We start from the raw sequence: 26,005 nt of genomic DNA on the forward strand, positions 1-26,005 counted from the left end.
AATAGGTCAATGTGACAATCTCACATTAATTAACTTATTGATGGCGCCGTTAAAGTTTGATTGGGATCAAGGAAATGAGAAGAAATCCTTAGAGAAGCATCTCATTACAAATATAGAAGCAGAAAGCATTTTCCTGGACCCAAAACGGAAATACAGGATAAGCAATAGGTCGGATGAGATTCGTTTTCTTTGCACCGGCAAGAGTTGTTCAAATAAAATATTAACTTCATACTACACTATCAGAAATGGAAAAGTTAGGATCATTGGAACTAGGGTCGCCAGGATTTCAGAAAGAAAGCGATATGAAAAAGAATAGCAAAATTTTTTACGTACCAACGATACCAAAACATGTTCGGCTACGCGACTTCGATACGAAGTTGTCGATTGATGACTTTGACGCGCTGGTTGAAATTTCGGGCGTAAAAGGCAAAGTAACCAAACAGGACGTTGACAGACTATTAAAAAGCAAGATCGGAAGTTAGGCTGAGTTTACCATTTCGATGCATCCTTCAGCTCAAAACCTGATAAACCACAAACGCCGATACATAAGCCAGCACCATTAAATAGGCTAGCTGGATCAACGGCCATTTCCAGCCGTGGGTTTCGCGTTGAACTACGGCGATGGTGCTCATACACATCATGGCGAAAACATAGAATATCAGGAGCGAATAACAAACGGCTGGCGTGAACATGGCTCCGCCGGTTTCTGGGTTCTTTTCCTTTATTAATCTTTCCTTAACCGTCGGGACGTCCTCAAAATCACCGCTGATGCTGTAAATGGTTGCCATTGTTCCCACAAAAACCTCCCTAGCAGCAAATGAGGCGAGTAACGCAATGCCAATTTTCCAGTCATAACCCAATGGCCTTATTGCCGGCTCAATGAAATGACCGAAATGGCCGGCGTAGGAATTTTCCAGGCGTGCGGACGAAATGGCCGCATTAATTTGTTCCTCAGAAGCTTGCGGCATGCTGGCAACAACTTTTTCCTCCGCCCTCTCCATTTTATCACCCGGGCCATATGTGGATAATACCCAGAGAATGATCGAAATAGCCATAATCACTTTTCCTGCTTCCAGCACAAATGATTTCACGCTGTCATACATGGTAAATGCCACATGTCCCCAGCGCGGCAGCTTGTATGAAGGCATTTCGAGCATGAAATAGCCGGGTTCTTTTCTGGGAATGAACAATGACAAAATCCAGGCAGTCGCCAGCGCACCTGCAAGACCGAGGAAATACAATCCGAACAAAACCAAGCCTTGTATATTGAGGAAGCCAAGCACTTTTGTAGGCGGCACAACCAAGGCAATAAGAATGGTGTAAATGGGCAAACGGGCCGAACAGCTCATCAATGGTGTTACCAAAATCGTCAGTAAACGTTCATAACGGCTGCTAATGCTCCTGGTTGTCATGATCGCAGGCACCGCGCAGGCCACGCCTGAGATCAGAGGGACTACGCTCCGGCCATTCAGACCGAATTTGCGCATGAGTTTATCCATAATCACCATCACCCGTGCCATATAACCCGACTCTTCAAGAATTGATACGAGCGCAAAAAGAATAGCGATCGGCGGAATGAAAACCAAAATTCCTCCCAGTCCGGCCATGATGCCGTCGGTAAGGAGATCATTTAAAAATCCTTGGGGCAAAACTGCTTTTGTCCATTCAATAGTGGCCGCAATCCCCGCATCCAACAGATCGCTGGGATAAGTTGCCCATGAAAAAATGGCCTGGAAAACCAGGATCAGGACGGCAGCGAAGGTAACATATCCCCAAAACGGGTGCATCAGAATGCTGTCCAGCTTTCGCGTCCAGTAAGGTTGCTCGGTTACACCTGCTGACTTAACTGATTTAGAAATTATCGGCTTTATTTTCTCATAGCGCGCAACGGTTTCAGCTGCCAGAAAGCCGTTTTCATCAAACTCGTGCTTTTCAATCAGTTTATCCAGCGCAACCCTTGCCGGCGTTTCCAAAAATGAGAAATTATCATGCTGGCAAACATATTGCAACGCAACGTAATCATTATCAAGGTCATACATACGCCTGACATCGGCAATCAAATCGATCTCGTTGTCTTTGGGCTCATAGAAATAGGCAAGTTCCGGTTTTTCAACCCGATCCGCCATTTGCCGCACCGCATCTTTCAAGGCATTCAAACCTTCACCTGTGCGCGCATTGATGCGCACGACCGGCACATTCAGTTTCATAGCAAGCTGCACGGCATTAACCGTCAGGTTCATACTCGTAGCCACATCAAGCATATTCAGTGCCAGGACACACGGCAGGCCAAGATCGCTGATTTCAGTAAAAAGGAGCAGATTCCTTTGAAGATTCGACGCATCGACAACTACGATAACGACATCCGGGAAGTCAGGGTGGGCAGGGTTGGCGAGAATGTCCATTACGACAACCTCGTCCCTTGATTTGGGATAAATACTATATGTGCCCGGAAGATCTACGACGATGGCAGCAGCATCGGGCTGGCCCGACTGGCCGGGAAGCTTGAATGTTCCGGATTTTTTTTCAACGGTAACGCCCGGAAAATTCCCGGTCTTTTGGCGTAAACCGGTTAATGCATTAAATAATGTAGACTTGCCGGCATTGGGGTTACCAACCAGCGCAACTTTTATATTCCCTTGTTTCAATGGAGAGGCTTATAATCGGAACGTATCGCTTATTCAAGCACAATCACGGCCGCCTCGTTCAACCTGAGCGAAAGGCAATAGGAACCGCCAACATTAATACAGATCGGATCACCAAAAGGCGCAACTGCATCCAGACGCACTTCGCACCCGGGCAGGCAGCCCATTTCCAGTAATTTCAACGACATTGCCCGATCCGTAAAAGATTTTATGACCCCCTTTTCGCCCTTTCGAAGATGACTGACCGTACGAGCTGACATACACTCCTTATTTAGATTCATTTTATTTAAAGTGCAAATAAAGCACTATCACACCGTAATTCAAACATAACTTTTGCAATTGTGCCCCCACCCATACAAATCATGGAAAATCATGACCGTTTTATTATTTCCCTCAGGCTTTATGTAGTACTTTTGCAGCGCAAAGAGTAAATGAGCAGCGGAATTTTGAACGAGATTAAAACCCTTATCTGGAAAGAAGTTACACTCGAATGGCGTCAAAAGTATGCGCTGAGCGGCATGTTACTTTACGTGATCAGCACCGTTTTCGTTTGCTATCTGAGCTTTAATCTCAGAAGAAATCAACTCACTCCTATTGTCTGGAACACACTATTCTGGATCATCATTCTGTTCACTGCGGTAAATGCAATCGCCAAAAGTTTCTCTCAGGAGCGCTATGGCCGGTTGCTTTATTATTACAGCCTTTGCAGTCCGCAGGCGATCATTATATCAAAAATAATTTACAATTCGCTGATAATGTTATTGTTATCAGGAATGGGGTTTGTATTTTATTCGTTTGTAATGGGCAATGCAATCGGTGATATGGGGCTTTTTATCCTGTGCCTTTTTTTGGCCGCCATCGGTTTTGCATCCGTGCTTACCCTTGTGGCAGGGATTGCCTCCAAAGCGGATAACAGCGCAACATTAATGGCTGTTCTGAGCTTCCCGATCATATTACCCATGCTCCTGATGACGATCAAGCTGGCCAAGAATGCCATGGATGGCTTGGACTGGTCGGTTAGCACGGACGAAATCAGCACACTGTTATCAATTGATCTCATAGTAATTACGCTTAGTTACCTGCTTTTTCCTTATCTGTGGAGAAGTTGATTTTGACTGGCGAGTAAGCATTAAAGTATAAGAGTAAAAATGAGAAAGACCTGGTGGAAAATCCTCTGCATAGTAATCATATTCTATGTCATTTTTATGGGTCTGATGGGCCCGGTCCCGCGCCTTGCCATCATCAATGAGAGCATTCGTAACACTTATTTCCACGTAGCGCTCTGGCTGGCCATGACCACGCTGCTTTTTGCGTCCATGATTTTTTCAATCCGTTATTTGAACAAAGGACGGATCGGTGATGACGACATTGCAAGCGAGCTGGCCAAGTCCGCCATATTCTTCGGAATTTTGGGCTGCCTGACAGGCTCGGTTTGGGCTAATTACACCTGGGGCGATCCCTGGCCGAATGACCCGAAACTGAATGGTGCGGCAGTTGGCATCCTGATCTATCTGGCTTATCTGCTGCTGAGAAGCTCTTTTGAAGACGAGCAGCGAAAAGCGCGCATTTCTTCGGTTTACAACATTTTTGCATTCGCTGTTTTTATTCCAATCATTTACATCCTGCCCCGGCTGACAGATTCTTTGCATCCGGGCAGCGGCGGAAACAGCACATTCGGCTCCTATGATTTCAACAGCGACATCCGGAAAGTTTTCTATCCTGCTATCATCGGTTACATTCTGCTGGGATTATGGCTGGCCGAACTTCGGATCCGGATCAAAGTGATCAACCGCGTCAGGGACGAAGCATTAATAACTTCTGACAAAATAGCCTGAACACGCACTAAGTTTGAACGATCACAAACATTTTAAATCAAATTTTCGTTAAGAATTTAGACCGTTACTCATATAATGAAAAAAGTCTCCCTCTTACTACTCACCTTATTTTTGATCTCAGGAAACTTGTTTGCACAAGCTGTTGATAAGGGCGTGCCTATGGCCGACAAACTCCGGGAAGACGGTAAGATCTGGGTTGTTGTAGCTGTGATTGCTGTGATTTTCGCAGGGATCGCGATCAATATGCTTCGGATAGATTCCAAAGTAAGCAAAATCGAAAAAGAATTAAATATCAAGTAAACTTTCATGAAAAAGATACAAATATTCGGTTTGATCATCATTGCTGTGGCTATTGGCATTATTGTCTCAACAGCCGGTGATGCGAGCACATATGTCGATTTTACAAAGGCCAAAGAGATGGCGCAGGACGGTGATGCAGAAAGCATTCACGTTGTGGGTACACTCAAAAAAGATGCATCAGGCCATATTATCGGCATGGAATACCAGCCTCAGGTTGATCCCAACTATTTTGCCTTCACATTGATCGACAACAACCAGGTGGAACAAAGGGTCGTTTACAAGAACTCAAAACCGCAGGATTTCGATAAATCGGAGCAGGTTGTGGTGGTAGGTAAAATGAAAGACGGCGCTTTCACTGCGGAGAAAATCCTGATGAAGTGCCCGTCGAAATACGAGAACGGCAAAATGGAAACGACTGAACATACAGCAGAACAATCATGATTCACAGCACAATCGGAAGTGCAGGTCACCTGCTGGTAATAATTGCATTTGTAACAGCCCTGGTTGCCACATTCGCCTATTTTAAGGCTAGCACGGCTGGCATCACCATTGACGATGCCAAAACCTGGAAAAAATTCGGACGCGCCGTTTTTTATGCGCACGTTGCTGCCGTTATAGGCGTGGTTTTCTCCCTTTACTGGATCATCGGAAACCATTATTTTGAATATCATTACGCTTGGAAAAACTCCTCGTTGTCCCTGCCAACAGGTTATACGATTTCCAGTTTCTGGCAGGATCAGGAAGGAAGTTTCTTGCTGTGGATCTTCTGGAATGTTGTTTTGGGTTGTGTTTTAATCTTCACAAACCGCTCCTGGGAAGCACCGGTAATGACCGTTTTTGCATTGGTGCAGGCGTTTTTGGCTTCCATGATTTTAGGCGTTGTCATTCCTGGTTTGGATCTCAAAATCGGTTCCACACCATTCCTGTTATTGAAAGAAGTAATGCCAGATCTGCCTGTTTACCAGATGGATGCGAATTTTATTCCAAAAGACGGAAACGGTTTGAATCCGCTTTTGCAAAACTATTGGATGGTAATCCACCCTCCTACCCTGTTCCTGGGTTTTGCTACAACATTGATTCCTTTCTCGTTCGCAATCGCAGGCCTTTGGACCAAAAAGATCCAGGAATGGATCCGTCCGGCTTTGCCCTGGGCATTGTTTTCTGCCATGATCCTTTGCATAGGCATCCTTATGGGCGCTTACTGGGCCTACGAAACGCTTAACTTCGGCGGTTACTGGAACTGGGATCCTGTTGAAAATTCATCTATCGTGCCCTGGTTAATCCTGGTGGCCGCGGTGCATACAATGATCATCGGACGCAAGAATGCGACAGCGCTTAAAACGTCCTTCATTCTTACCATTGCCACATTTATCCTGATCCTTTATTCGACTTTCATGACGAGAAGCGGGGTTTTAGGAAATGCTTCGGTTCACTCATTTACGGATTTGGGTCTTTCCGGACAGCTTCTGATTTACTTGCTGACATTCACAATTGTAGCAATCGGCTTGCTGATTTATCGTTGGAAAGACTTGCCAAGTGACGAAGAAGAAGTTTCCACCTACTCTCAGGAATTCTGGATTTTTATTGGTGCAACATTGCTTTGTTTGTCCGGTTTCCAAATCCTTGCAACGACCTCCATCCCAGTTTATAACAAAATCGCCGAAGCATTCGGAACGGTTTTAAACATGGCGCTTCCTGCCGATCAGATCGGACATTATAACAAATTCCAGCTTTGGTTCTTCTCACTGATCGTCATTCTCACGGGTGTAGGACAGTTTTTCTGGTGGAAAAGAACGGGTAAGGACAAATTGCAAGCGCTTTACAATCCGTTGCTGATCTCACTCATTATCAGTGCTGCGATCATCACGATTCAAGGTGTTAAGGAAATTCAATACATTGTTTTGCTGACATCAGCAGTCTTTGCGATCGTTGCAAACGGGACGATTTTGATTAACATTATCCGTGGCAATTACAATCTGTCAGGCGGAGCGATCACGCATATTGGTGTGGCCTTAATGCTGATCGGGATCCTGTTTTCTTCGGCTTATACCAAAGTCGTTTCGATCAACAACTCTGGTTTGATGATTTCCCGGAGCGAAGAATTTACGAATAACGACAATAAGGAAAATAAGGAGAACATTACCCTGTGGCTTAATAAGCCCGAGAAAATGGGCGACTATATGCTTACCTGGCGCGACGTGCGCGTTGAGCCACGTAAGATTCCTGGTTATATTCCTAAGAGCTGGGTCGATATCATCGAGGGTGATTTCCATGCAGTTGCTTTGAGAGACATTGTTGTGGACGGGAAAAAGTATAATGTCAAAGGCGATACAATCGAGCTTTTTCCTGAAAATTTCTATTACGAAATCGAATACAGGGAGCCATCAGGACGTATTTTCAGCTTGTTCCCAAGGGTGCAGATCAACCCGAGAATGGGTGGAATTGTTTCATCACCCGACATTCAGCGGAAGGTTGACAAAGACCTTTATACCCACGTAAACATGGTGACCAATCCAACTGCAGAGCCGGTTTGGAGCCAGACGGAGAACTTTACGATCAGCATGCGCGACACATTCTTTGTGAACGATTACGTCGCGATCCTGGATAACGTGGTGCGTACGGAGCAGGTTGAGGGCGTTAAGCTCGGAGATGGTGATGCTGCGGTAAAAGCCGTGATCCGCGTGCTCGATAAAGACAAAGAATACGTGGTAACACCTTCCTTCGTGATCCGTGATCGCATGGTGGCACGCAAGCCTGAGGTAAATAACGATTTGGGCATGCGCATTCAGTTCCAGGAGATCAATCCACAAACAGGACAATTCTCCTTCGCTGTTAACACCACTCAGCGCGACTTTATCGTGATGAAAGCCATTGAAAAGCCGTTGATTAACATTCTTTGGCTGGGAACATTTGTGTTGGTGATCGGCTTTATTATGGCGACGATCAGACGTTTCAAAGACTTTATCAAAATGCGGGATAAGGAAAATCAGTCTGCGGATAAGAAGCCTAAAATCAAGGTGCAAGCTGTCTAGCGATTCTGGATCATTTAAAAGGGTGCGTTTGCTAAGCGAACGCACCCTTTTTATTTGTAATAACTCAAAGTTTCACGCGTAAAAGCAGCGTGCTAAATAATGAGCATGTAAGTTTTGATCCAACACTATCTTAAAACCTGAAACCCAATCTGGTAAAGAAGAAAGCTCCGTTGGTGCCCATTTGCACGGGATCCCAGCCGCCACCAGATTCTGTCAGACTTGGCAGGGACTTATCTGGATAAACATTCAGAATGTTGCTGCCACCGATCGAAAGCGAAATGTTTTTGCTGAACTTGTAATTCGCAGTTAGATCAGTCTGGACTTTCGCCTTGTAGATATCCAATTCATAGTCCCAATTGGCCAGCTTCACCTCGCCAAAGCGTATAAAACGGAGCATAAGGCTGAATTTATCAACGCCATAATCAAATGTCAGGTTGATTTTCGACGGCGGCGCCGAAGCCAGCACGAAACGTCGCTCCCTTTCATCAAAATAAGTGTCTTCTTTTCCTCGCAATCTTGGCACTGTATTAACCGGCCCCAAATCCATATCGTTAAAGTTAGCCGCCAAAGTTGTGCTCAGCCGCCCGATGCCCAGCGGGGTGGAATGCGCAATGATCAGGTCAATGCCTTTTGTGGTGGTGTAAGAAAGCGCGTTTGTGAAAAACTGGGCTTGTCCAACCCGCAGATCTTTCAGCAGCTCGCCGATATCCTCATCCTCATCGCTAAACTGCCCGGTAAGCACCACGCGATCCTTCACTTTTACATAGTAACCGTCAATCGTCACGGAAAGCCCCGGAGCCGGGTTCATCGTAAGTCCGATGCTGGCGTTCTGGGAAGTTTCCTGCTTTAACTTTGGGATGCCCAGCGCCCTGGTCACCTCGCTGTTATTATTCGCCAGCAGCACATCCACCGCTTCACCATTGACGAAATTGGTGAATGTCGAGTTGAAATATTTCTGAGCCAGTGAAGGCGCCCTGAAACCTGTGCTGACCGATCCGCGTAACGCAATGGCGTTGGTGATCTTGTAACGCAATCCGACTTTCCCATTCAACGTAGTCCCAAAATCGCTGTAACTTTCAAACCGGGCGGCTGCATCGATCAACAATTTTTTAGTCAGATCTGCTTCTACGTCCAGGTAAGCACCTGCATTGGAGCGGGTTTTGTCCGTGACATCCGAGGGACTGTAACCCGGAAAGCCCTGCGATCCGCCTGCCAGGGAAGGATCGTAATTGTAGTACGAACCGCGCTCGCCCGCGAAAATCTTATAGCGCTCATTCCGAAATTCACCACCAAAAGCAACGTTGAGTCCTTGCAAAATGGTTTTGTAATGACGTGTAATGTTAAGGTTTGCAACGTTTTGTGCCAACTGAAATCCGCCTGCATCAAACTCCGTCCGTGACCCCTCGCCTAATGACGTGTTAATGGTGTTTTTCACATCAAACTGAAATTTATTAAACCCGTAAGTATTGCTGAGATCAATGTTCCATGACTTCCAAACGCCCCGAACTCCCGCTGTTACAGCTCTGTCATCGATCGTGCTTGCAATGATGGGGTCAAATCCGTTAGGGTAAATGGATGGCACATTGCGGTCATCATCGGCGAAACGTGTCCACGCATAAGCGTCGCCTCTGCGCTTGTTGATTCCCCCGAAACTATAAAACTGGATATTCTCACCGACCGGGACTTTTGCGTTGTAATAAAGCGCAGCATTATTGATCCTGGGATCGCCATACTGCCGCCTTTGAAGTTCGTCCGGATCGGAAACTGTGTTTGCGCGGTTGGTATGGTCCCGGAAATTATAGTCGGCCGTCACATTCACAAAACCTTTTTGCGCAATTTTTACGCCGTAATTGAGGTTAACATTATAATTCAGCCCATCGAAATCCTTGTTATCAAATCGATATTTTGCCTTATAAATTCCTGCGTTCACATTGGCGGAAAGCTGATTGACTGTCTCTTTTAAAACAATGTTGATCACGCCCGCAATGGCATCAGAGCCATATTGCGCTGCTGCGCCGTCCCTCAAAATCTCGATACGCTCAATGGCCGCAGCCGGAATGGCATTTAAATCGGTCCCCGTATTCCCGCGGCCTCTTGTTCCGAAAAGATTGACCAATGCAGACTGATGGCGCCGTTTCCCATTGATCAAAACCAATGTCTGGTCAGGTCCAAGGCCCCGCAAGGATGCAGGATCCACATGATCCGCGCCATCAGATCCCGTTTGCCTGTTGGAATTGAAAGAAGGCGCAGCGAATTGCAAAAGCTGGTTTACATCCAGCTGGCCTTGTTTGGTGGTGATCTCACGAATGTCAATCACATCCACGGGCGAAGGCGTGTCGGTGGACGACCGGTTTCCATTTCTCGAACCTACAATGGTTACCTGATTAAGAATGGACGCGTCGGTCATTGTAAAGTCCAGATTAGCATTGGCCGAAACCGCGCGCTCAACAACATTGTAACCGACAAATGTCGCAACGAGAACAGCATTGGACTTCCCTACCGACAGCATATAGGCGCCGCTCCCGTCGGTAATGGTGCCATTATTGGTTCCTTTTTCCAGCACCGAAGCGCCAACGAGCGGCTCTCCGCGTTCATCGCGTACATTTCCCGAAACTTTAAGGCTTTGCGCCGTTGCATAAAATCCTGCAAGCGCAAGCAGACATGTAAAAATTGATTTTCTCACGAACGTTGGTGTTTGATTTTTGGTTATTCCTGCCTTCTAAACCTTCCTATTGCGTATCTTTACACTTAATAATCTTACGCTTACAGTTCTTTTTTTATGATCTCCACGCTTGTTAAATCCGCCCTCGGCCGTCTTCGCATCATTGCTTTTCTTGAAGGCATTTCTTACCTCGTTTTGCTCGGCATTGCTATGCCGTTGAAATATCTTGCCGGTCTTCCGCAGGCTGTCCGCATTGTTGGCATGGCGCACGGCGTTTTGTTCGTGCTTTTTGTCGTTTTGCTGATCCAGGTTGCTACGGAAAGAAGCTGGTCTTTTAAGAAATCACTTCTCGCTTTCATTTCTTCGCTCGTTCCTTTTGGGACTTTTTATGCGGATGCAAAGTGGTTCAGAAGCTGAGAACACCGCCTGAGCCTTTATTCAACCATTCCTACACCCTGATCAAGTGCAAAAAATTTCTATCCTAAACCTTATTTTTTTCTGTTTAATCATTTCAAAAAGCATTGCACAGAAACCCAATGAAAAATATCAATACAATATTCATTCCGCGACATCCTCGCTGAACATTGATGGTGTCGCAGATGACCCGGCATGGGAATCCGCTGAGGTTGCCAACAACTTTTTCATGATCACGCCTATGGATACCAGTTTTTCCAGGGCGCTTACGGATGTGAAAATGTGCTATGATAAGGACAACCTCTACATTCTGGTGGTTAATTATAAGCCCGTAAAAGGCTCTATTATTGTCGAATCATTGAAAAGGGATTTTTCTTTCGGGAAAAATGACAACTTTCTCCTTTTCATGGACACATTTGATGATAAGACCAATGGTTTTTCTTTCGGTGCCAATGCGGCCGGCGCGCCGTGGGATGGCCAGCAGGGAGACGGTGGAACGGTCGATCTGAGCTGGGACAATAAATGGGTGAGCGCGGTAAAGAATGATGATGACAAATGGGTCTGGGAAGCCGCAATTCCTTTCAAAAGCATTCGGTATAAGCCGGGAATAACGAGATGGGGCATTAATTTCAGCCGTCAGGATCTCACTATTTCTGAAAAATCGGCCTGGGCGCCCGTTCCGCGGCAGTTTCCTTCGGCCTCACTGGCTTATACGGGCGTGCTGGCATGGGACGTTCCCCCGCCCAATCCGGGCCCGAACATTTCCATCATACCCTACGCAGCCACGCGTTTGACAAAAGATTATCAAAAAGACACGCCCAATAAATATAAGCCGGCCATCGGAGGCGATGTAAAAATCGGCCTTACCCCATCTCTGAACCTCGACTTAACCGTCAATCCGGACTTCTCTCAGGTGGACGTGGACGTGCAGCAGACCAATCTGGACCGCTTTGAATTGTTTTTTCCGGAGCGCCGTCAGTTCTTTCTTGAAAATGCTGACCTTTTCGCCAATTTCGGGTACGCTACCATTCGGCCTTTTTTCTCCCGCCGCATCGGATTAGGCGTTCCGATTCAGTTTGGTGCGCGTATGAGCGGGAAGATTAACAAGAACTGGCGCATCGGTGTGCTGGACGTGCAGACGGGTTCTTCCGATAGCCAGACGCCCAGAAATAATTACGCGGTTTTTGCATTGCAAAGGCAATTATTAGCCCGGTCCAATGTCCGTTTTATATTTGTAAATAAAGATGCGACGAATTACTCGCCGGAGCAGCATCAGGCCACAAACCGCTATAACCGCAATATAGGAGCAGAATTTAACCTCGCAAGCGCTAAAAATCTCTGGACAGGAAAAGTTATGATGCTCAAATCATTCACACCTGGCAAGTCCACAGACGATTTCACGCACGCTGCTGATTTGAAATTTAACAAAGCCAATTTTTTCTGGCAGTGGCAGCACGAATATGTGGGTAAAAATTTCAATGCAGAAGTAGGTTATGTGCCGAATGCCGTCAGGATGGGTTATTACAAGATCAGTCCGAACATTGGTTATCTGTTTTTTGTCAAAAATCCAAAGATCATCAGCCACGGCCCCAAGCTGATCAGCAATGTATTTTGGGACAAAAAATTTGACCTCAGCGATCGTGAATTTATCCTTTCCTATAACCTGAATTTCATCAACCGCGCCACAGTTGCCGTTTGGGGATCGAGTAATTATGTCAGGTTGTTAAGGCCATTTGACCCTACCAACCTCGGTGTGGGAACATTGGCAACCGGCAGCGAGCACAATTGGAAAGCCGTCGGTTTTGACATTGTTTCAGGCCCGCAGAATCGCCTTACTTACACTGCTTCGGGGATTTTCGGCGGTTATTATCAGAATGGTCATCGTAACAATTTACGGGCGGAGCTGGGCTATCGTGTGCAGCCTTACGTAGCGATCACCATGGCTGGAAACTATAACGATATCCGCCTTCCTGAGCCTTGGAAAAGAACGCAATTATGGCTCGTAGGCCCGCGGGTAGACTTTACATTTACCAATAACCTGTTCTTCACCACATTCATGCAGTACAACAATCAGGCAGATAACATCAACCTGAATGCGCGTCTGCAATGGCGCTATAAGCCTGCGTCCGATTTATTTATCGTGTATACGGATAACTATCTGCCCGAAAACTTCCGGGTCAAGAACCGGGCAGTCGTGTTGAAATTTACCTATTGGTGGAATTTGTAAATCAATAAAATACTTCAATGTTCTTGCTTTTCAGCTGGCCGAGCTGCCTGCTGTATTTGGTCTCCGCATCGTCTTTTACAAATGGGTTGCCGCGCAGGTAAAGTTTTTCAAGTTTTTTTATTTCCAACAGCTGCTCCGGGAAATCGGGGAAGTTGTTGGAAGAAAGATCCAGCTCCTGCAATTTTACAAAAGCGGTCAGTTCCGGGGGAAAATTGGTAAACCAGTTAAAACCCAGATCCAGAATTTTCAGATTTTGCATTTTGGTAATGCTTGCCGGGAGTTTGCTAAGCCGATTATGGTGCGCATATAATGTATGAATGCGGCTCAGTTTGTCGATCCGTTCGGGCAATGCTTTTATCTGGTTATAGGAAACGGCCAGATGTGTCAGGTTTTTAAGCTTAGTAATGCTTTTCGGCAGCATTTCCAGCTGGTTATAATACAGATCCAAGACTTCCAGATTCTTCATTTTCTTAATCCCCTTGGGTAAAACGGCGATGTCGGATTTGTAAAAATTCAGGTCTTGCACCGTTTTCAATTTTCGAAAACTGCCGTTGGACAATGCCGACATGTGGTTACCACCAAGCCATAGCGTCCTTAATTTCTTGCATTTACGAATGGCGATAGGAATGTTGGTAAATTTATTTTCTTTTAAATTCAGCAGATATAATGTGTTGTTACCAGTGATCTGAAAGCTTTTTTCGGTGAGCTTATTTTGCTGTAAATGAAGTTGAGCCAGCTTAGGCAGGCGCGCCATATCTATATGAACCGCCTGCAACTTGTTGTTGCCCAGATATAACTCTTCGAGGTTCGGAAACCGGTAAATGACATCTGGTAATGTCTTCAATTCCAGCTGGTTCAGATAAAGCCGCTTGGTTTTTAATGTATCCTGAAAAACGAGCGCCGTTTTCAGGTCAACGACCGAGCTGTCGCCACGCCTAACCTCGCGCACTACGGGCTGCTTCCCTACCGTTCGGACCGATACGACCGAAAACTTTTTCCCTGTTTTCGAAACTTTCCATCCATCAAAACCAGTCAGAAAAGCATATTTCGCGTGTTTATCGAGGGAGTCTTTGTCATATCCATCACCGGTCCGCAGGTCGAAGATCAAATAGTCCAGGCTTCCGGATTCATTGACATAAATCTGCGTGAATACGGTGATACCCGGATTGGGATTCTCAGGAAATGCGGACGCGATGATCAGACTTGTTTTCTTCATCACCTCAGTCATCATTGACTGCTCTTCACTTCCGTACTCATTAGCGATTTTAATAGGGTCGATGCCCTCTTTTTCGAGATTTTTCGAAGAGACCACCTTCATTTGTGCGCACGCACATTGCACCCACAAGCAGATTAATGCAGAGAATATAGCTTTCATGACATAAAGGTTTTTATGGAAGTGCTAACATAACTAAAAGTTTAGTCATATTATTATAGTAACTTACATATTTGTCGTGAAACGGAAGTGAAGGGGTGACTGAGTGAATTTTGAATGAGTGAATGAGTGAATGACTGAATATTTTTTTGTCAATGATTCACTCATTCACTCATTCACTCATTCATTAATTTACTCATTCAAATTACTTACTTCTTTCTATGGTGTATTGAACGAGTTGTTCGAGGGAATGCCGGTGTGGTGACTCAGCGAATTCGTATAGAAGTGCCCTTGCTTCCTCGACGTAACGCTGCATGACCTGCTGTGCGTAACCCAGGCCACCGGAGTCTTTTACGAACGCAATCACCTCGCTCACTTTTTTAGGTTTGTGACTTTCGTTCCGGATGATATTGATGATCCTCCGTTTTTCAAGCCAGCTAGCCTTATTGAGCGCGTAAATGAGCGGCAGCGTCATTTTTTTCTCCTTAATGTCAATGCCAAGCGGTTTGCCGATCTCATCTTCGCCGTAATCGAAAAGATCGTCTTTGATCTGGAATGCCATGCCTACTTTCTCACCGAACGCATGCATACGCTTCACAATGTCGGCCGTAGCGCCCACAGAGCTGGCTCCTACTGCGCAGCAGGACGCGATAAGAGAGGCTGTTTTTTGCTTAATGATCTGATAATAAACTTCTTCGTTAATGTCAAGCCTGCGTGCTTTTTCAATTTGAAGCAACTCCCCTTCACTCAACTCACGAACGGCAGTAGAAACGATTTTTAGTATATCAAATTCCCCATGATCCACGGACAATAGCAGCCCGCGTGAAAGCAAATAATCGCCCACAAGGACAGCTATCTTATTCTTCCACAATGCATTAACAGAGAAAAAACCGCGACGGTAATTGGAGTCATCCACCACATCGTCGTGCACGAGCGTAGCCGTATGGAGCAATTCGATCAATGCGGCGCCCCGATAAGTGGACTCGGCTATCTGGCCGCAAACACCAGCAGAAAGAAACACAAACATCGGCCGGAGCTGCTTGCCTTTGCGGCGGACAATGTAATTCATAATCTGGTCCAGCAGCATTACGTCACTTTTCATAAACTGACGAAACTTGTGCTCAAAAGCCTTCATTTCATCTGCAACCGGGACCTGGATTTCCTTTATTGAAAGGGTCATATTTATGGACGAGGGCTTCAAAAATCCCTCCTGATATAAAAGGCGTCGGAAAAACCGGAATTCGTTTTCATCGTTTTTCCGCTTCTGAACTCTGATCTTCAAATTTGGAATAAAATCTTCTGTTTATATCAATTTTAGTATGAAAATGTTTAGAATTGAAAAAATTAGGATTGCGATCCGTCGTTCTACCATTCAATCACTGCGCCGGCACCCCGGTTCAAACAACATTACATGAAAGCATTAGTGCTGGGAGGAGGATCAATGAAAGGCGCCTTTCAGGTTGGCGTTATACAAGCTGTGCTGGAAAATGGGTTTGAGCCCGAAATGGTTTACGGCATTTCCGTCGGCGCGCTGAATGCAACATTTCTTGCCAATGAAGCGGGAAAGCAAATGCACGAAAAGAATGCAGTGCAATGGCCGGTCGTCAGCAGGAAACTGCTTGAATTCTGGATCAAAAACATTACGCAGCCACAGGACATTTCAATGCTCCGCTCGCGGGTAATGCTTGGTATGGCAACGCTTATGAGCCGTTTCGACGGGATCGTGGATCCTATGCCCCTGCATTCCATGATCCGGAAGCATGTGAACGATCAATATCTTCATAACAGCCCTGTTAAGCTGAAAGTAGGCGCCGTGAACATCGGCAGCGGAGAAATAAAGTATGCTTCGCCCGATAACCCGCAATTTATGAGCTATGTATATGCAAGCTCATCCATTCCTATGCTGATGCCCGCAGTCGAGATCGAGCAGCAGCTTTACCTGGATGGCGGTTTGCGGGAAGTGGCCCCTATCCGGCAAGCGATTGAAGATGGTGCTACGGAAATAGTGCTTATTGCCTGCCATTCGCCGCTTTTGTACCAGCCGGAAGACATGAACTCACGCAACCTGATCACATTGATTGAGCGCGTCAGGGACATTACCGTCAATCAGATCGTCAACAGCAACATTGTCTGGGCCGAGTCATTTGTCGACCGCTCCAATCTGCGCGGAAAGCCGATGAAACTAACGGTGATCCGTCCGGCCGCACCGCTTTTTCTTGATTTACAACATTTCACTTCCGAAGACATTTCCCGACTAATTGTTGAAGGTTACCGGGCTGGGATTGAAGCCGTTATTGCAGCAACCGAAAAAGTACAGAAATAAAAAACCAGCATTATAAAGCAAGAAAGTCTGTCCCGGATCGGAACAGACTTTTTTGCTTTATAATAATGGTCTAGGCTGGTCCCTAGTTAAAAATATAACGGATACCGATTTGTGCCTGCCAAACGTCATTGATCGTGCGACCTTTAACGAAAGCATCACGAACCAAAACTGTCTCGCCACCAATTACTTGTGTCCCCATTCTGTATGAAGGAACGCCGTCCGCAGAAACACTTGCGAAGTTAAGCGGGGTCGACTGTGTTGAGTTGGAAGAAACCGTAACCTGGTTGCCTACGCCCCATTTGTTGTTGATCATGTTTCCAATGTTGAATACGTCGGCACGCAAACGGATAATGTTCTTTTTATCTTTTGCACCCACTTTTACATAGAAATCCTGTTCAACGGTCAGGTCGAAGCGGGTTAACCATGGATATGCACCACCGTTACGTTCTGTATATTGTCCTTTTCTTTTTGACAAATAAGGATGGCTGTCGATATAGTTCTGGAAAGCTTCTTTTTGCTGTTCTGGTGAGAATGTGTAGGTCTTTCCATTTACGGTTGTAGTAGAAGTCACGAAATTCACGTCAGAAGCACTTTTCGGCACATATAGCAAGTCATTGTTCTGACCATCACCATTCATATCCGTCGAGCTGATGTAAGAAAGCTTCGTTCCGCTGTTGGAAACGCCGCCTAATGTGATCATCGTTGCCCCGCCGATTTTGCCACCATATTCTTTTCTGTAAGATACGTAACCTACAAAACGGTGACGCAGGTCGTTACCAGACCACGCAAGATCCAGGTTGTTCAAACCATTGATCCCCGGCACGTTGCCTTCCACTGTGCTGGAAACAGAAGCGATGTCTTTTGCCTGTCCGTAAGTATAACCCACCATTCCACCAAAGCCGCGGGTTGCCGCTTTTTCCAGTTTTCCTGTGATCGAGTAAGAGTAACCTTTGTTTGTGTTTGTCAGGACGTAAACGTTTGAAACATCTCCGTTGATAAGACGCGCCGCAGTCGCAGCTTGTCCGGACAGTCCTGATGCAGGAAAACGGTCACGTGAGTCTGTGCCAGCAAACTGAGCAGTTGCCGGTTTAAGGTTCACGTCAATATAGCGGAGTGCATTGTAGTTTTTGTTGAAAATACCTTCCACAGTTGCTATAACGCCCCAGCCAAGCTGCTGATCAATACCAATGTTGCTTTTCCAAACCTGTGGGAATTTCAGATTTTCATCCGAAGCATTGACCTGGTAACCAGTCAACTTCTGGGATTGTTGCGGATTGTATCTGGAAGGATCTAACGTAAATGGAAAGTTCACTGTGTTACTTCCCTGGATTGTTGCAGAGTTCACGCCATTGTTACCCAACTGATTGGATATCAATACGTAAGGAATTCTTGACAAGAATAAACCTGTTCCTCCACGTACCTGTGTCATTCTGTTTCCTTTTACGTCCCAGTTGAAACCAAGGCGAGGCGAAAGATAAATGCGCGCTTTCGGAACATTACCTGTGTTCACCTTATAGTCTGCACCTTCATTGTCTTTAAATGTCAATGCGGCTACATCTGCATTGTAATATTGTTTCGAAGTGTTCGGGATGGTGATATAATCTCCGCGAAGACCTGCTGTAACTTTGAAGTTTGGCGCAACCTGATATTCGTCCTGAACATACAAACTAAATGTCTGTGTCTTGAATTCCTGCCAAGGTGCAGAACCGTCCGGAAGCAATGAGTAGCGATAATTGAAACGAACCAATGTGTCCGGAGCAACTGTCAGGTTTGGATTAGCCAAATATGCATTGGCTGCATTTTTAAAATCCTGGATCGATTTGAACACGTAAACACCGTTCGAAGTCGGGAAGAACAAGTTGTTCGATTTGAAATATTCGAAAGAAGCACCCGCTGTTAATGTGTGTTTTCCGGCAAAGTAAGTCAGGTTATCCGTAATGTTCAATGTGGAGTAATCCAGACGGTTGTTCGGTGTAAAAGGATCGGAACCGATTGTCGTGTAAGTTGATCCGTCTTTCTGGATTTCTACGGTTGGGAAAATCGGCGCTTTGTATTTCCTGTCTTCGATCTGCTTATTGAATGTTCCGATCAGGTTGTTCGCAAATTTTCCTCCGAAATTGGAGTTCAGTTCCGCTACGAAAGAGCGCGTGTTATCCTGGATAATGTAGCCCGTATTCTGAGGAGAAATTGCTGACAATGAGTTGGTACGGTTACCAAATCCTGCTGTGTTACTGCTGTTGCTCTGGCTGATCAACACGTCCGAATCCGAATCGTGGTGTGAGTAACGCAATGTCAGTTTATGTGCGTCGCTGATGTTGTAATCAATGCGCGCAAGAAATTTATTACTCTTGTTCTCATTGTTGAAACCATCGATAGCACCGATATCATACTTGAATTTATCCTTCATAAATGCGCCAAGATCTTCAAGATCAGCAGCAGTTGTGCGGGAAACATTGTCTCCTGACTGTCCGCGGTTAAGCACAAAATCCAATGCCGGGCTCGAACGTTTTACAAACTCACCGTTAACGAAGAAGAAAAGTTTGTTTTTAATGATCGGCCCGCCCAAACGGAACCCGGTTGTTTTCTCACTGAATTCCGTAACGTTGATCTTGTTTCCGTCCGCTTTGTCCCCCGCCAGGTTTTTGTTTTTGAAAAAATGAAAAACCGAACCTGAGAATTCATTTGTTCCTGAGCGCGTTACCGCGTTAATACCCGCACCTGCAAAACCCGATTGACGAATGTCATAAGGTGCAATGTTGATCTGAACCTCCTCGATCGCATCCAGCGATATTGCCGAAGAACCTGTCCGGCCACCCGCTGCCGCCTCGCTACCCAATCCGAAACCGTTGTTGAAAACAGAACCGTCGATGGTAAAGTTGTTATAGCGGCTATCCTGGCCTCCAAATGAGCGTCCATTCCCATATGCATTGTATTTGGTAATGTCGTTCAGCGTTCTTCCCAATGTGGGCAGGCTGGTTAGCAAGCCCTTGTTGAATGTTGTTGCTGCTCCCGTGCGGTCCGAGCTGAAAATATCGCTTCCGGCACCGGTCACAACCACTTCACTAAGTTCAGTAGAACCGTCTTGCAGATCGAAATTAACATTAGCCGCTGTTCCGAGGTTGGCAAAAATGTTTTCTTGTGATTTGTCGCTGAACCCTACAAATGAAACCGTTACAGTGTAAGGGCCACCGACACGAACAGCCGGAATCGTGTAAAGTCCCTGCTCGTTGGTCACGGAACCATACTTACTTCCTGAGGGAACGTGAATCGCTACGACAGTCGCTCCCGGAAGCACATCTCCCTTGCTGTCTGCCACACGACCTGTAATTGCTGATGAAGTAACCTGCGCCCGGGCTTCGGGACTCAGCAGGGACATTAAGAAGACAACCAGCGCAAAGCTCGCTGCCCTGAAAAGTAAACTTTTCACGTTCATAAAATTAGTTGATTTGGTTTTTAATATTAGTAGCTTCATCAAAGGCGATGAGTAATATTTACCGTAAAATAAATTCTTTTTTATTTCAATAACAAAATTGCAAATCCTACTAAAATACAATACTAATCGGCGTAACTGCTTGATTTGTTGAAATAATACATAATTCTGTACCAATTATTCAATATTACAAAGATTAAGAAATTGTTAACAAACCAGCGGATCCGCCCCATTGCTTTTTAAAGCAATTATTGATCTGCTAACCAGTTTTTTCGGTTGAAAAATAATTTTTTGGAACACCCGCAAAAAGATCCTGGAAAATCAATGTTGAATTAAAACAGGCCTGGTTTTGTCCTTCTTATAAATAGCCCGACTTTTACATTTCGACTATTAAACCATTTCCAATACATAATGCAACTCAACTATAAACAGATCGGTGAAAGCGGAAGAGCTGTGATTATTCTCCACGGCGTTTTCGGTTTTCTCGACAACTGGCTTACAATTGGCAAGACCATTTCTGAACACGGCTTCCAGGTATATCTCGTCGACCAGCGCAACCACGGACGTTCCCCGCACGAGGGACATCTGGATTTTTCGACCTTGGCAGCAGATTTGAAGGGTTTTCTGGAAGAGCACCAAATCATTGATCCCGTTCTGATCGGCCATTCCATGGGCGGCAAAACCGTTATGGAATACGCTGTGACTTACCCGGAAACCCTTACACAGCTCGTCATTGTGGACATAGGACCAAAAGCCTACCCTATCCATCATAAAAGAATATTGGAAGGACTTAATGCAATTCCTATCGACGAAATCGAAAGCCGGAACCAGGCGGATGAGATATTAAGCGAATACGAGCCGATTTTAGCGGTGCGTCAGTTTTTGCTTAAAAATCTGTACAGGAAAGACGAAGGTGGTTTCGGATGGCGGTTTAACTTGCCAATCCTCACATCCGATATGAGCAAGGTAGGATCAGAGATTGTTTCTAAACAAAAAATTGAAGCTCCCACCCTTTTTATCAAGGGTGAAAACTCCAAATACATTGTTGATGAAGACTGGGAAGGGATACTAAAAATATTTCCGAATGCCCGGCTCGAAAGCATTGCTGACGCGGGACATTGGGTGCAGGCGGAGCAACCGAAAGCATTTGTTGCCGCGCTGCTGAAATTTCTGGAAGAAACTACCTGACATATTTAAGCCGCTGATTATTGCACGGCGTAACGATCATTTCAGGACCGGATAGCTCTATTTCCCAACTGGGGCAATTAACACAATTGACGAGTACGCATAATGGATTCGGCGGAAGCGCGACCTGCGGCTTAACAGGCATTACCTGATCATTGATGATGAGCATTCCCGGGGCGCAGCAACGCGGTTTCCCGTCCGTGTCCAGCATCACACCGTCGGAACGGAAGATCAGCGTGTCTGCTTTGGCGAGGTCGATGGGTTCCCAGACCTTATTTCTGCCGTCGATGGCGTTTTTCTCAACTGCGGTGAGATACCATTTGCCCTGAACGGATAAAAGCTCCGGGGCGTTCATTGCCTCCATTGTGTCTTTTTTACAGGATAACAACAGGGCGATACAGAAGGGTATGTATAGTAACTGTTTCATTGTCTTTTAACTTTGTTATTTCACATATGAAACAAATCAGGTGAATAAGGTTGGAAGAAAATTTAAATTTCACATTAACTTATGAATCAACTCCCTACCAAGCTTTATCTTATTCCGACCATCCTTGCAGATGATACACAGCAGAAAGTGCTAAGCCCTCAGATTCTTAGCACGATCCAAAATCTGAATGTATTTTTTGTAGAGAATGTTCGGACGGCCAGGCGCTTTATCAGCGGCCTCCGGTTAGGTAAGGTCATTGACGAATTAACATTTATCGAGCTGCATAAGGACACGCCTGAGCACATTACGCGTGAGCATTTGCGGGCGCTTACCCAGGATGCGGGCGTGCTGTCGGAAGCGGGTTGCCCGGGTGTGGCTGACCCCGGCGCCGTGGCGGTGGGCCTGGCTCATATACTGGGCATTCAGGTGGTGCCATTGGTTGGCCCTTCCTCCATTTTGTTGGCGCTGATGGCTTCTGGGCTGAGCGGCCAGTCTTTTGCGTTTCACGGCTATCTGCCTATTGATAAGTCCGAAAGGAAAAAAGCTTTGCAGCAGTTGGAACGCGACTCTAGACAAACCGGCCAGACGCAGATTTTCATGGAAACACCATTTCGTAACAACACATTTTTAGAGGCGATCCTCGAATCCTGCGCACCGGATACCATGCTTTGTATTGCTGCTAATGTGACGGCTGAGGATGAGTTTATTAAGACGATGTCTGTCAAAAACTGGAAATCGGCCAAGCCCGATCTGCACAAGAAACCTACGATTTTCCTGATTGGGTAATGCTAAAATGTTATACAATCTTTCCAACCATCTGTGCCGGGAACTGATCATAATGGTAATTAAAGTCAATAACTCAACTACAAACTTTACTCCACCATGAAAAAATGGATCCTGTTTTTGGTATTTCCGCTGGCTGCTTTCATGTCATCGTGCAAGGACGACGATTCGCTTAATGCCGTATTTATCTCCGATTCCGCTTTTGAAACCGGCACGGATGGCTGGGCAGCTGAGTTTGCTGAATACGACACAACCACCGATTCTTCAACACTTCGCATGTTAGCTGTCCGCTCACGGCTGCCAACCGGCCTGGATACGAGCAAATACGCCTATTTCGTTGAGGCGTCAAATCGCAGTGATGATATGTTTATGTATCTCAAAAAGAGACTGACCGGCTTTAATGCGAACCAGACTTATAACATCACATTTGAAGTAACCATTGCAACAAATTACCCCGAAGACGGCCTAGGCGCCGGCGGCGCTCCCGGCGGTTCCATGTTTCTGAAAGCCGGCGCGTCTGGTGTTCAGCCAGGCCGGAGACTGGTAAGTGGAACATACGAATTCAATCTTGACAAGGGAGCCCAGTCGGAGGAAGGCGTTGATGCGGTTATCCTTGGAAACGCAACCAACGAAAGCACTCAGAGCGCATTCAGGCTCACCAAAAAGTCCAACACGAAACCATTTGCCGTGAAGGCGAACGAGAATGGTGAGATTTGGCTCTTTGTGGGCGTTGATTCCGGTTATGAAGGTCTCAACACCGTTTATTACGACCGGGTCAAAGCATTTATATCTGCGCAATAACGGTTCCCTGCAACTTATGATTTAAAGCGCTGCTGCATTTTTAATGTAGCGGCGCTTTTTGTTTTTGGCACATTCAGGGCATCTTTCAGGTCTGTTTGCAAAGTGTTTTGTAACTTCGTCCGAAACTATTGCAGCTCTTATCCATATAAAATGACGACCGTTCAGACTTTCACATTCAACCCATTTCAGGAAAATACCTACGTGCTTTATGACGAAACGGGCGAGGCGGTCATCATTGATCCGGGCTGTGTGGAGAAAGATGAATACGAGGAATTATATGGTTTTATTGAAAAAAATGGTCTGAAACCGGTCGCGATCATCAACACGCATGCACACATTGACCATGTGCTGGGCGTTGCAGCTGTAAAACGGAAATATAACATTCCCTTCGCGTTGCACCAGATCGATGAACCTTACCTGCGAGCCGTTAAAACTTACGCTTCAAATTATGGCTTTTACCAGTTTGACGAGCCCGAAATTGACCGTTATCTGACAGAAGGAGAAATTGTGAAATTCGGTACAACTGAGCTGGAAGTCATTTTTGTCCCCGGCCACGCTCCCGGACACGTTGCATTTGTAAGCCATGCTGATCATTTCGTAATTGGCGGTGACGTACTGTTTTACATGAGCATCGGGCGTTCGGATCTGCCGGGAGGAAACCATGAGATTTTAATCAACAGCATTCGCACCAAAATGTTTACATTGCCTGATGACTATAAGGTTTACGCAGGCCATATGCAGGCAACGACCATTGGTTTCGAGAAGAAGAACAACCCTTTTTTCAAATAACCCATGATCCGCCGCAACATTCCCAACGCCCTCACCTGTGCAAACCTGCTATGCGGGTGCATAGGCGTCGTAGAAGCGTTTCACAATAATCTGGTTATTTCCTGCATTTTAATAGGGGCAGCACTTATTTTTGATTTTTTTGACGGCTTTTTGGCGAGGCTATTGAAAGTGAGTTCTGCCATCGGAAAAGATCTTGACTCGCTGGCCGACATGGTAACATTCGGATTGCTGCCTGCCATTATCGTTTATCAGCTCCTGATGCAAAGCATTCCTGACCTGCTCGGCATATGGAAAGCTTATCCTGCGTTTATCATTGCCATATTCTCAGCGCTAAGGCTGGCGAAGTTTAACAATGATCCCCGCCAGAGCGATTCCTTCATTGGCCTGCCCACTCCAGCCAACGCAATGCTGATCGCATCGCTTCCGGTTATCCTGTTGACCAAAGATCCGTTCTGGAAAGACATTATTGTCAACACCACCAATCTCCTCATCTTATCCGTTGTAATGTCGTTCATGCTGGTCATGGAAATGCCATTGATCGCATTGAAATTCAAGCATTTCGGCTGGAAAGGGAATGAATTCCGGTTTTTGCTGATCGCATCGACGGTGATCCTGATCCTGACGCTTAAAATCCTTGCAGTGCCCGCCATTATCATTCTTTACATCCTGCTTTCAGTGGTGGATAATGTCACGAAAAAGGATAGATCAATTGGTAACATTTAGTTTTTATTGCAACTTTGTCACGGGTGTTTTCAAGTAATTCTTCGCAAAAAAAGTATGGCTTTCTCTAAAATAACCGGTCTTGGCTATTACGTGCCTGATAACATTGTCACCAATAATGACCTGACCAAATGGATGGAGACTTCGGATGAATGGATCCAGGAAAGGACCGGAATCTGCGAACGGCGCTACTTTGAGCATGGAAAAGACACCAATTACAGCATGGCCGCCGCAGCGTCCCGGCAGGCACTGGAACGCGCAGGTTTGGAGCCCAACGACATCGACGTTATCGTTTACGCCACCATTACACCCGACTATTTCTTTCCCGGCTCTGCCTTCTTAATGCAGCGCGAGCTCGGCATGGACGGGAAGCCGGTGATCGATATCCGTCAGCAATGTTCCGGGTTTGTATATGCGCTTTCCATTGCTGATCAATTCATCCGCTCCGGCATGTATAAGACAGCACTGGTGATTGGCAGCGAGATCCAATCTTCCTGGATTGACAAGACCACGGCCGGCAGAAACACCGCTGTAATCTTCGGAGACGGCGCTGGGGCAGCGGTTCTTACCGCCACTGAAGATCCCCAACATTGTATATTATCTACACACCTTCACGCAGACGGGCGTTTTGCAGAAGATTTATATGTAAAAGAACCAGGCAGCAGCCGCCCTGGCCGGGCTGCCACAAAAGAAATGCTCGACGAGGGTGGTTTCAATGTTCATATGAATGGAAATGCGGTTTTCAAGCACGCAATCGTCCGTTTTGGAGAGGTGATCAATGAGGCCCTGGAAGCGAATGGATTTCAGCAAAGCGATCTTGATTTACTGGTTCCGCACCAGGCCAATATCCGCATCAGCGACTATGTCCGCCAGCAATTAGGGCTGTCTGAGACACAGGTAGTTAATAATATTCAACGTTTCGGTAACACCACAGCAGCCTCCATCCCCATCGCCATGGCGGAAGCCTGGGAGCAGGGGCGGTTACAAGATGGAAACCTGATTTGTCTGGCTGCTTTCGGAAGCGGGTTTACGTGGGCTTCTGCGCTGATCAGGTGGTAAATAG

At 46.0% G+C, this 26,005-nt stretch carries 23 protein-coding genes; 16 read left to right on the plus strand and 7 right to left on the minus strand.

Annotated elements, in window-relative coordinates; all coding sequences use genetic code 11:
• Positions 1-40 precede the first annotated feature (40 nt).
• Together NFI80_RS25715 and NFI80_RS11845 are read left to right on the plus strand one after the other, a co-directional pair.
• On the plus strand, positions 41-316 hold the full coding sequence (locus tag NFI80_RS25715) for a BrnT family toxin (RefSeq protein ID WP_374760346.1): 276 nt from the start codon (positions 41-43) through the stop codon (positions 314-316).
• Entirely contained in the window at positions 246-482 is a 237-nt protein-coding gene (locus NFI80_RS11845; RefSeq protein ID WP_235162944.1) for a hypothetical protein, read from the plus strand. Before NFI80_RS25715 ends, NFI80_RS11845 begins: the two co-directional genes overlap by 71 nt.
• A 27-nt stretch (positions 483-509) precedes the next feature.
• Here the strand turns inward: NFI80_RS11845 and feoB are convergent, their stop codons facing one another.
• Together feoB and NFI80_RS11855 are read right to left on the minus strand one after the other, a co-directional pair.
• Entirely contained in the window at positions 510-2,645 is a 2,136-nt protein-coding gene (gene feoB, locus NFI80_RS11850; protein WP_235162943.1) for a ferrous iron transport protein B, read from the minus strand.
• Between the two features lie 29 nt (positions 2,646-2,674).
• Complete coding sequence (locus tag NFI80_RS11855; protein ID WP_026630930.1) at positions 2,675-2,902, minus strand: FeoA family protein; 228 nt, start codon at positions 2,900-2,902, stop codon at positions 2,675-2,677.
• A gap of 171 nt (positions 2,903-3,073) precedes the next feature.
• Here NFI80_RS11855 and NFI80_RS11860 point away from each other — a divergent pair, with 171 nt between their 5' ends.
• The 5 genes from NFI80_RS11860 to ccsA (NFI80_RS11880) all read left to right on the plus strand — a co-directional run bounded on the left by NFI80_RS11860 (position 3,074) and on the right by ccsA (NFI80_RS11880) (position 7,809).
• Complete coding sequence (locus NFI80_RS11860) at positions 3,074-3,751, plus strand: heme exporter protein CcmB (protein ID WP_233795774.1); 678 nt, start codon at positions 3,074-3,076, stop codon at positions 3,749-3,751.
• Between the two features lie 39 nt (positions 3,752-3,790).
• Positions 3,791-4,477, plus strand: a complete 687-nt coding sequence (gene ccsA, locus NFI80_RS11865) for a cytochrome c biogenesis protein CcsA (RefSeq protein WP_235162942.1) — start codon at positions 3,791-3,793, stop codon at positions 4,475-4,477.
• Between the two features lie 75 nt (positions 4,478-4,552).
• Positions 4,553-4,777: a CcmD family protein gene (locus NFI80_RS11870; protein ID WP_235162941.1), complete on the plus strand. Its 225-nt coding sequence runs from the start codon at positions 4,553-4,555 to the stop codon at positions 4,775-4,777.
• A 6-nt stretch (positions 4,778-4,783) separates the two neighbouring features.
• Complete coding sequence (locus NFI80_RS11875; protein WP_233795772.1) at positions 4,784-5,218, plus strand: cytochrome c maturation protein CcmE domain-containing protein; 435 nt, start codon at positions 4,784-4,786, stop codon at positions 5,216-5,218.
• Entirely contained in the window at positions 5,215-7,809 is a 2,595-nt protein-coding gene (gene ccsA, locus NFI80_RS11880; RefSeq protein WP_235162940.1) for a cytochrome c biogenesis protein CcsA, read from the plus strand. The genes NFI80_RS11875 and ccsA (NFI80_RS11880) overlap by 4 nt, the downstream gene beginning before the upstream one ends.
• A 130-nt stretch (positions 7,810-7,939) precedes the next feature.
• Here the strand turns inward: ccsA (NFI80_RS11880) and NFI80_RS11885 are convergent, their stop codons facing one another.
• Positions 7,940-10,492, minus strand: coding sequence for a TonB-dependent receptor (locus NFI80_RS11885; protein WP_235162939.1), 2,553 nt, complete (start codon positions 10,490-10,492; stop codon positions 7,940-7,942).
• A gap of 96 nt (positions 10,493-10,588) precedes the next feature.
• On the opposite strand from NFI80_RS11885, the gene NFI80_RS11890 reads away from it, so the two are divergent.
• Positions 10,589-10,888: a DUF3817 domain-containing protein gene (locus tag NFI80_RS11890; RefSeq protein WP_026630923.1), complete on the plus strand. Its 300-nt coding sequence runs from the start codon at positions 10,589-10,591 to the stop codon at positions 10,886-10,888.
• 46 nt (positions 10,889-10,934) lie between these two features.
• Positions 10,935-13,112, plus strand: a complete 2,178-nt coding sequence (locus NFI80_RS11895; RefSeq protein WP_235162938.1) for a DUF5916 domain-containing protein — start codon at positions 10,935-10,937, stop codon at positions 13,110-13,112.
• Position 13,113: 1 nt separating this feature from the next.
• On the opposite strand, the gene NFI80_RS11900 is transcribed toward NFI80_RS11895, so the two are convergent.
• Entirely contained in the window at positions 13,114-14,487 is a 1,374-nt protein-coding gene (locus tag NFI80_RS11900) for a leucine-rich repeat domain-containing protein (protein ID WP_235162937.1), read from the minus strand.
• 202 nt (positions 14,488-14,689) lie between these two features.
• On the minus strand, positions 14,690-15,664 hold the full coding sequence (locus NFI80_RS11905) for a polyprenyl synthetase family protein (RefSeq protein WP_026630920.1): 975 nt from the start codon (positions 15,662-15,664) through the stop codon (positions 14,690-14,692).
• A 231-nt stretch (positions 15,665-15,895) separates the two neighbouring features.
• Between NFI80_RS11905 and NFI80_RS11910 the strand changes: the two genes are divergently transcribed.
• The gene (locus tag NFI80_RS11910) at positions 15,896-16,807 is read left to right on the plus strand and encodes a patatin-like phospholipase family protein (protein WP_235162936.1); all 912 of its coding nucleotides are present in this window, start codon (positions 15,896-15,898) and stop codon (positions 16,805-16,807) included.
• 82 nt (positions 16,808-16,889) lie between these two features.
• Here NFI80_RS11910 and NFI80_RS11915 read toward each other — a convergent pair whose 3' ends face one another.
• Positions 16,890-20,240 carry a TonB-dependent receptor gene (locus NFI80_RS11915; RefSeq protein ID WP_235162935.1) on the minus strand — a complete coding sequence of 1,117 codons (3,351 nt, stop codon included), beginning with the start codon at positions 20,238-20,240 and terminating at the stop codon, positions 16,890-16,892.
• A 408-nt stretch (positions 20,241-20,648) separates the two neighbouring features.
• On the opposite strand from NFI80_RS11915, the gene NFI80_RS11920 reads away from it, so the two are divergent.
• Complete coding sequence (locus tag NFI80_RS11920) at positions 20,649-21,425, plus strand: alpha/beta fold hydrolase (RefSeq protein ID WP_235162934.1); 777 nt, start codon at positions 20,649-20,651, stop codon at positions 21,423-21,425.
• On the opposite strand, the gene NFI80_RS11925 is transcribed toward NFI80_RS11920, so the two are convergent.
• Positions 21,418-21,849: a hypothetical protein gene (locus tag NFI80_RS11925; protein ID WP_233795764.1), complete on the minus strand. Its 432-nt coding sequence runs from the start codon at positions 21,847-21,849 to the stop codon at positions 21,418-21,420. The genes NFI80_RS11920 and NFI80_RS11925 overlap by 8 nt on opposite strands.
• 81 nt (positions 21,850-21,930) lie before the next feature.
• On the opposite strand from NFI80_RS11925, the gene NFI80_RS11930 reads away from it, so the two are divergent.
• The 5 genes from NFI80_RS11930 to NFI80_RS11950 all read left to right on the plus strand — a co-directional run bounded on the left by NFI80_RS11930 (position 21,931) and on the right by NFI80_RS11950 (position 26,001).
• Positions 21,931-22,635, plus strand: a complete 705-nt coding sequence (locus NFI80_RS11930; RefSeq protein ID WP_235162933.1) for an SAM-dependent methyltransferase — start codon at positions 21,931-21,933, stop codon at positions 22,633-22,635.
• A gap of 96 nt (positions 22,636-22,731) precedes the next feature.
• On the plus strand, positions 22,732-23,433 hold the full coding sequence (locus NFI80_RS11935) for a hypothetical protein (protein ID WP_235158344.1): 702 nt from the start codon (positions 22,732-22,734) through the stop codon (positions 23,431-23,433).
• Between the two features lie 150 nt (positions 23,434-23,583).
• Positions 23,584-24,222: an MBL fold metallo-hydrolase gene (locus NFI80_RS11940; RefSeq protein ID WP_235158343.1), complete on the plus strand. Its 639-nt coding sequence runs from the start codon at positions 23,584-23,586 to the stop codon at positions 24,220-24,222.
• A 3-nt stretch (positions 24,223-24,225) separates the two neighbouring features.
• A complete protein-coding gene (gene pssA, locus NFI80_RS11945; protein ID WP_235162932.1) occupies positions 24,226-24,945 on the plus strand; it encodes a CDP-diacylglycerol--serine O-phosphatidyltransferase in 720 nt (239 codons plus the stop codon).
• Between the two features lie 54 nt (positions 24,946-24,999).
• Entirely contained in the window at positions 25,000-26,001 is a 1,002-nt protein-coding gene (locus NFI80_RS11950; RefSeq protein ID WP_235162931.1) for a 3-oxoacyl-ACP synthase III family protein, read from the plus strand.
• Positions 26,002-26,005: the final 4 nt, after the last annotated feature.

This window comes from Dyadobacter chenhuakuii (assembly GCF_023821985.2).
In the GTDB taxonomy this organism is placed as follows: domain Bacteria; phylum Bacteroidota; class Bacteroidia; order Cytophagales; family Spirosomataceae; genus Dyadobacter; species Dyadobacter chenhuakuii.

Excerpts from the sequence above, each read along its gene's own strand:
- NFI80_RS11935 (WP_235158344.1), top strand. The coding sequence starts at position 22,732 with ATGAAAAAATGGATCCTGTTTTTGGTATTTCCGCTGGCTGCTTTCATG.
- NFI80_RS25715 (WP_374760346.1), top strand. The coding sequence starts at position 41 with ATGGCGCCGTTAAAGTTTGATTGGGATCAAGGAAATGAGAAGAAATCC.
- NFI80_RS11930 (WP_235162933.1), top strand. The coding sequence starts at position 21,931 with ATGAATCAACTCCCTACCAAGCTTTATCTTATTCCGACCATCCTTGCA.
- ccsA (WP_235162940.1), top strand. The coding sequence starts at position 5,215 with ATGATTCACAGCACAATCGGAAGTGCAGGTCACCTGCTGGTAATAATT.
- NFI80_RS11900 (WP_235162937.1), bottom strand. The coding sequence starts at position 14,487 with ATGAAAGCTATATTCTCTGCATTAATCTGCTTGTGGGTGCAATGTGCG.
- NFI80_RS11845 (WP_235162944.1), top strand. The coding sequence starts at position 246 with ATGGAAAAGTTAGGATCATTGGAACTAGGGTCGCCAGGATTTCAGAAA.
- NFI80_RS11855 (WP_026630930.1), bottom strand. The coding sequence starts at position 2,902 with ATGTCAGCTCGTACGGTCAGTCATCTTCGAAAGGGCGAAAAGGGGGTC.
- NFI80_RS11910 (WP_235162936.1), top strand. The coding sequence starts at position 15,896 with ATGAAAGCATTAGTGCTGGGAGGAGGATCAATGAAAGGCGCCTTTCAG.
- NFI80_RS11875 (WP_233795772.1), top strand. The coding sequence starts at position 4,784 with ATGAAAAAGATACAAATATTCGGTTTGATCATCATTGCTGTGGCTATT.
- NFI80_RS11870 (WP_235162941.1), top strand. The coding sequence starts at position 4,553 with ATGAAAAAAGTCTCCCTCTTACTACTCACCTTATTTTTGATCTCAGGA.
- NFI80_RS11920 (WP_235162934.1), top strand. The coding sequence starts at position 20,649 with ATGCAACTCAACTATAAACAGATCGGTGAAAGCGGAAGAGCTGTGATT.
- NFI80_RS11905 (WP_026630920.1), bottom strand. The coding sequence starts at position 15,664 with ATGACCCTTTCAATAAAGGAAATCCAGGTCCCGGTTGCAGATGAAATG.
- pssA (WP_235162932.1), top strand. The coding sequence starts at position 24,226 with ATGATCCGCCGCAACATTCCCAACGCCCTCACCTGTGCAAACCTGCTA.
- NFI80_RS11860 (WP_233795774.1), top strand. The coding sequence starts at position 3,074 with ATGAGCAGCGGAATTTTGAACGAGATTAAAACCCTTATCTGGAAAGAA.
- NFI80_RS11890 (WP_026630923.1), top strand. The coding sequence starts at position 10,589 with ATGATCTCCACGCTTGTTAAATCCGCCCTCGGCCGTCTTCGCATCATT.
- NFI80_RS11925 (WP_233795764.1), bottom strand. The coding sequence starts at position 21,849 with ATGAAACAGTTACTATACATACCCTTCTGTATCGCCCTGTTGTTATCC.
- ccsA (WP_235162942.1), top strand. The coding sequence starts at position 3,791 with ATGAGAAAGACCTGGTGGAAAATCCTCTGCATAGTAATCATATTCTAT.
- NFI80_RS11940 (WP_235158343.1), top strand. The coding sequence starts at position 23,584 with ATGACGACCGTTCAGACTTTCACATTCAACCCATTTCAGGAAAATACC.
- NFI80_RS11915 (WP_235162935.1), bottom strand. The coding sequence starts at position 20,240 with ATGAACGTGAAAAGTTTACTTTTCAGGGCAGCGAGCTTTGCGCTGGTT.
- NFI80_RS11950 (WP_235162931.1), top strand. The coding sequence starts at position 25,000 with ATGGCTTTCTCTAAAATAACCGGTCTTGGCTATTACGTGCCTGATAAC.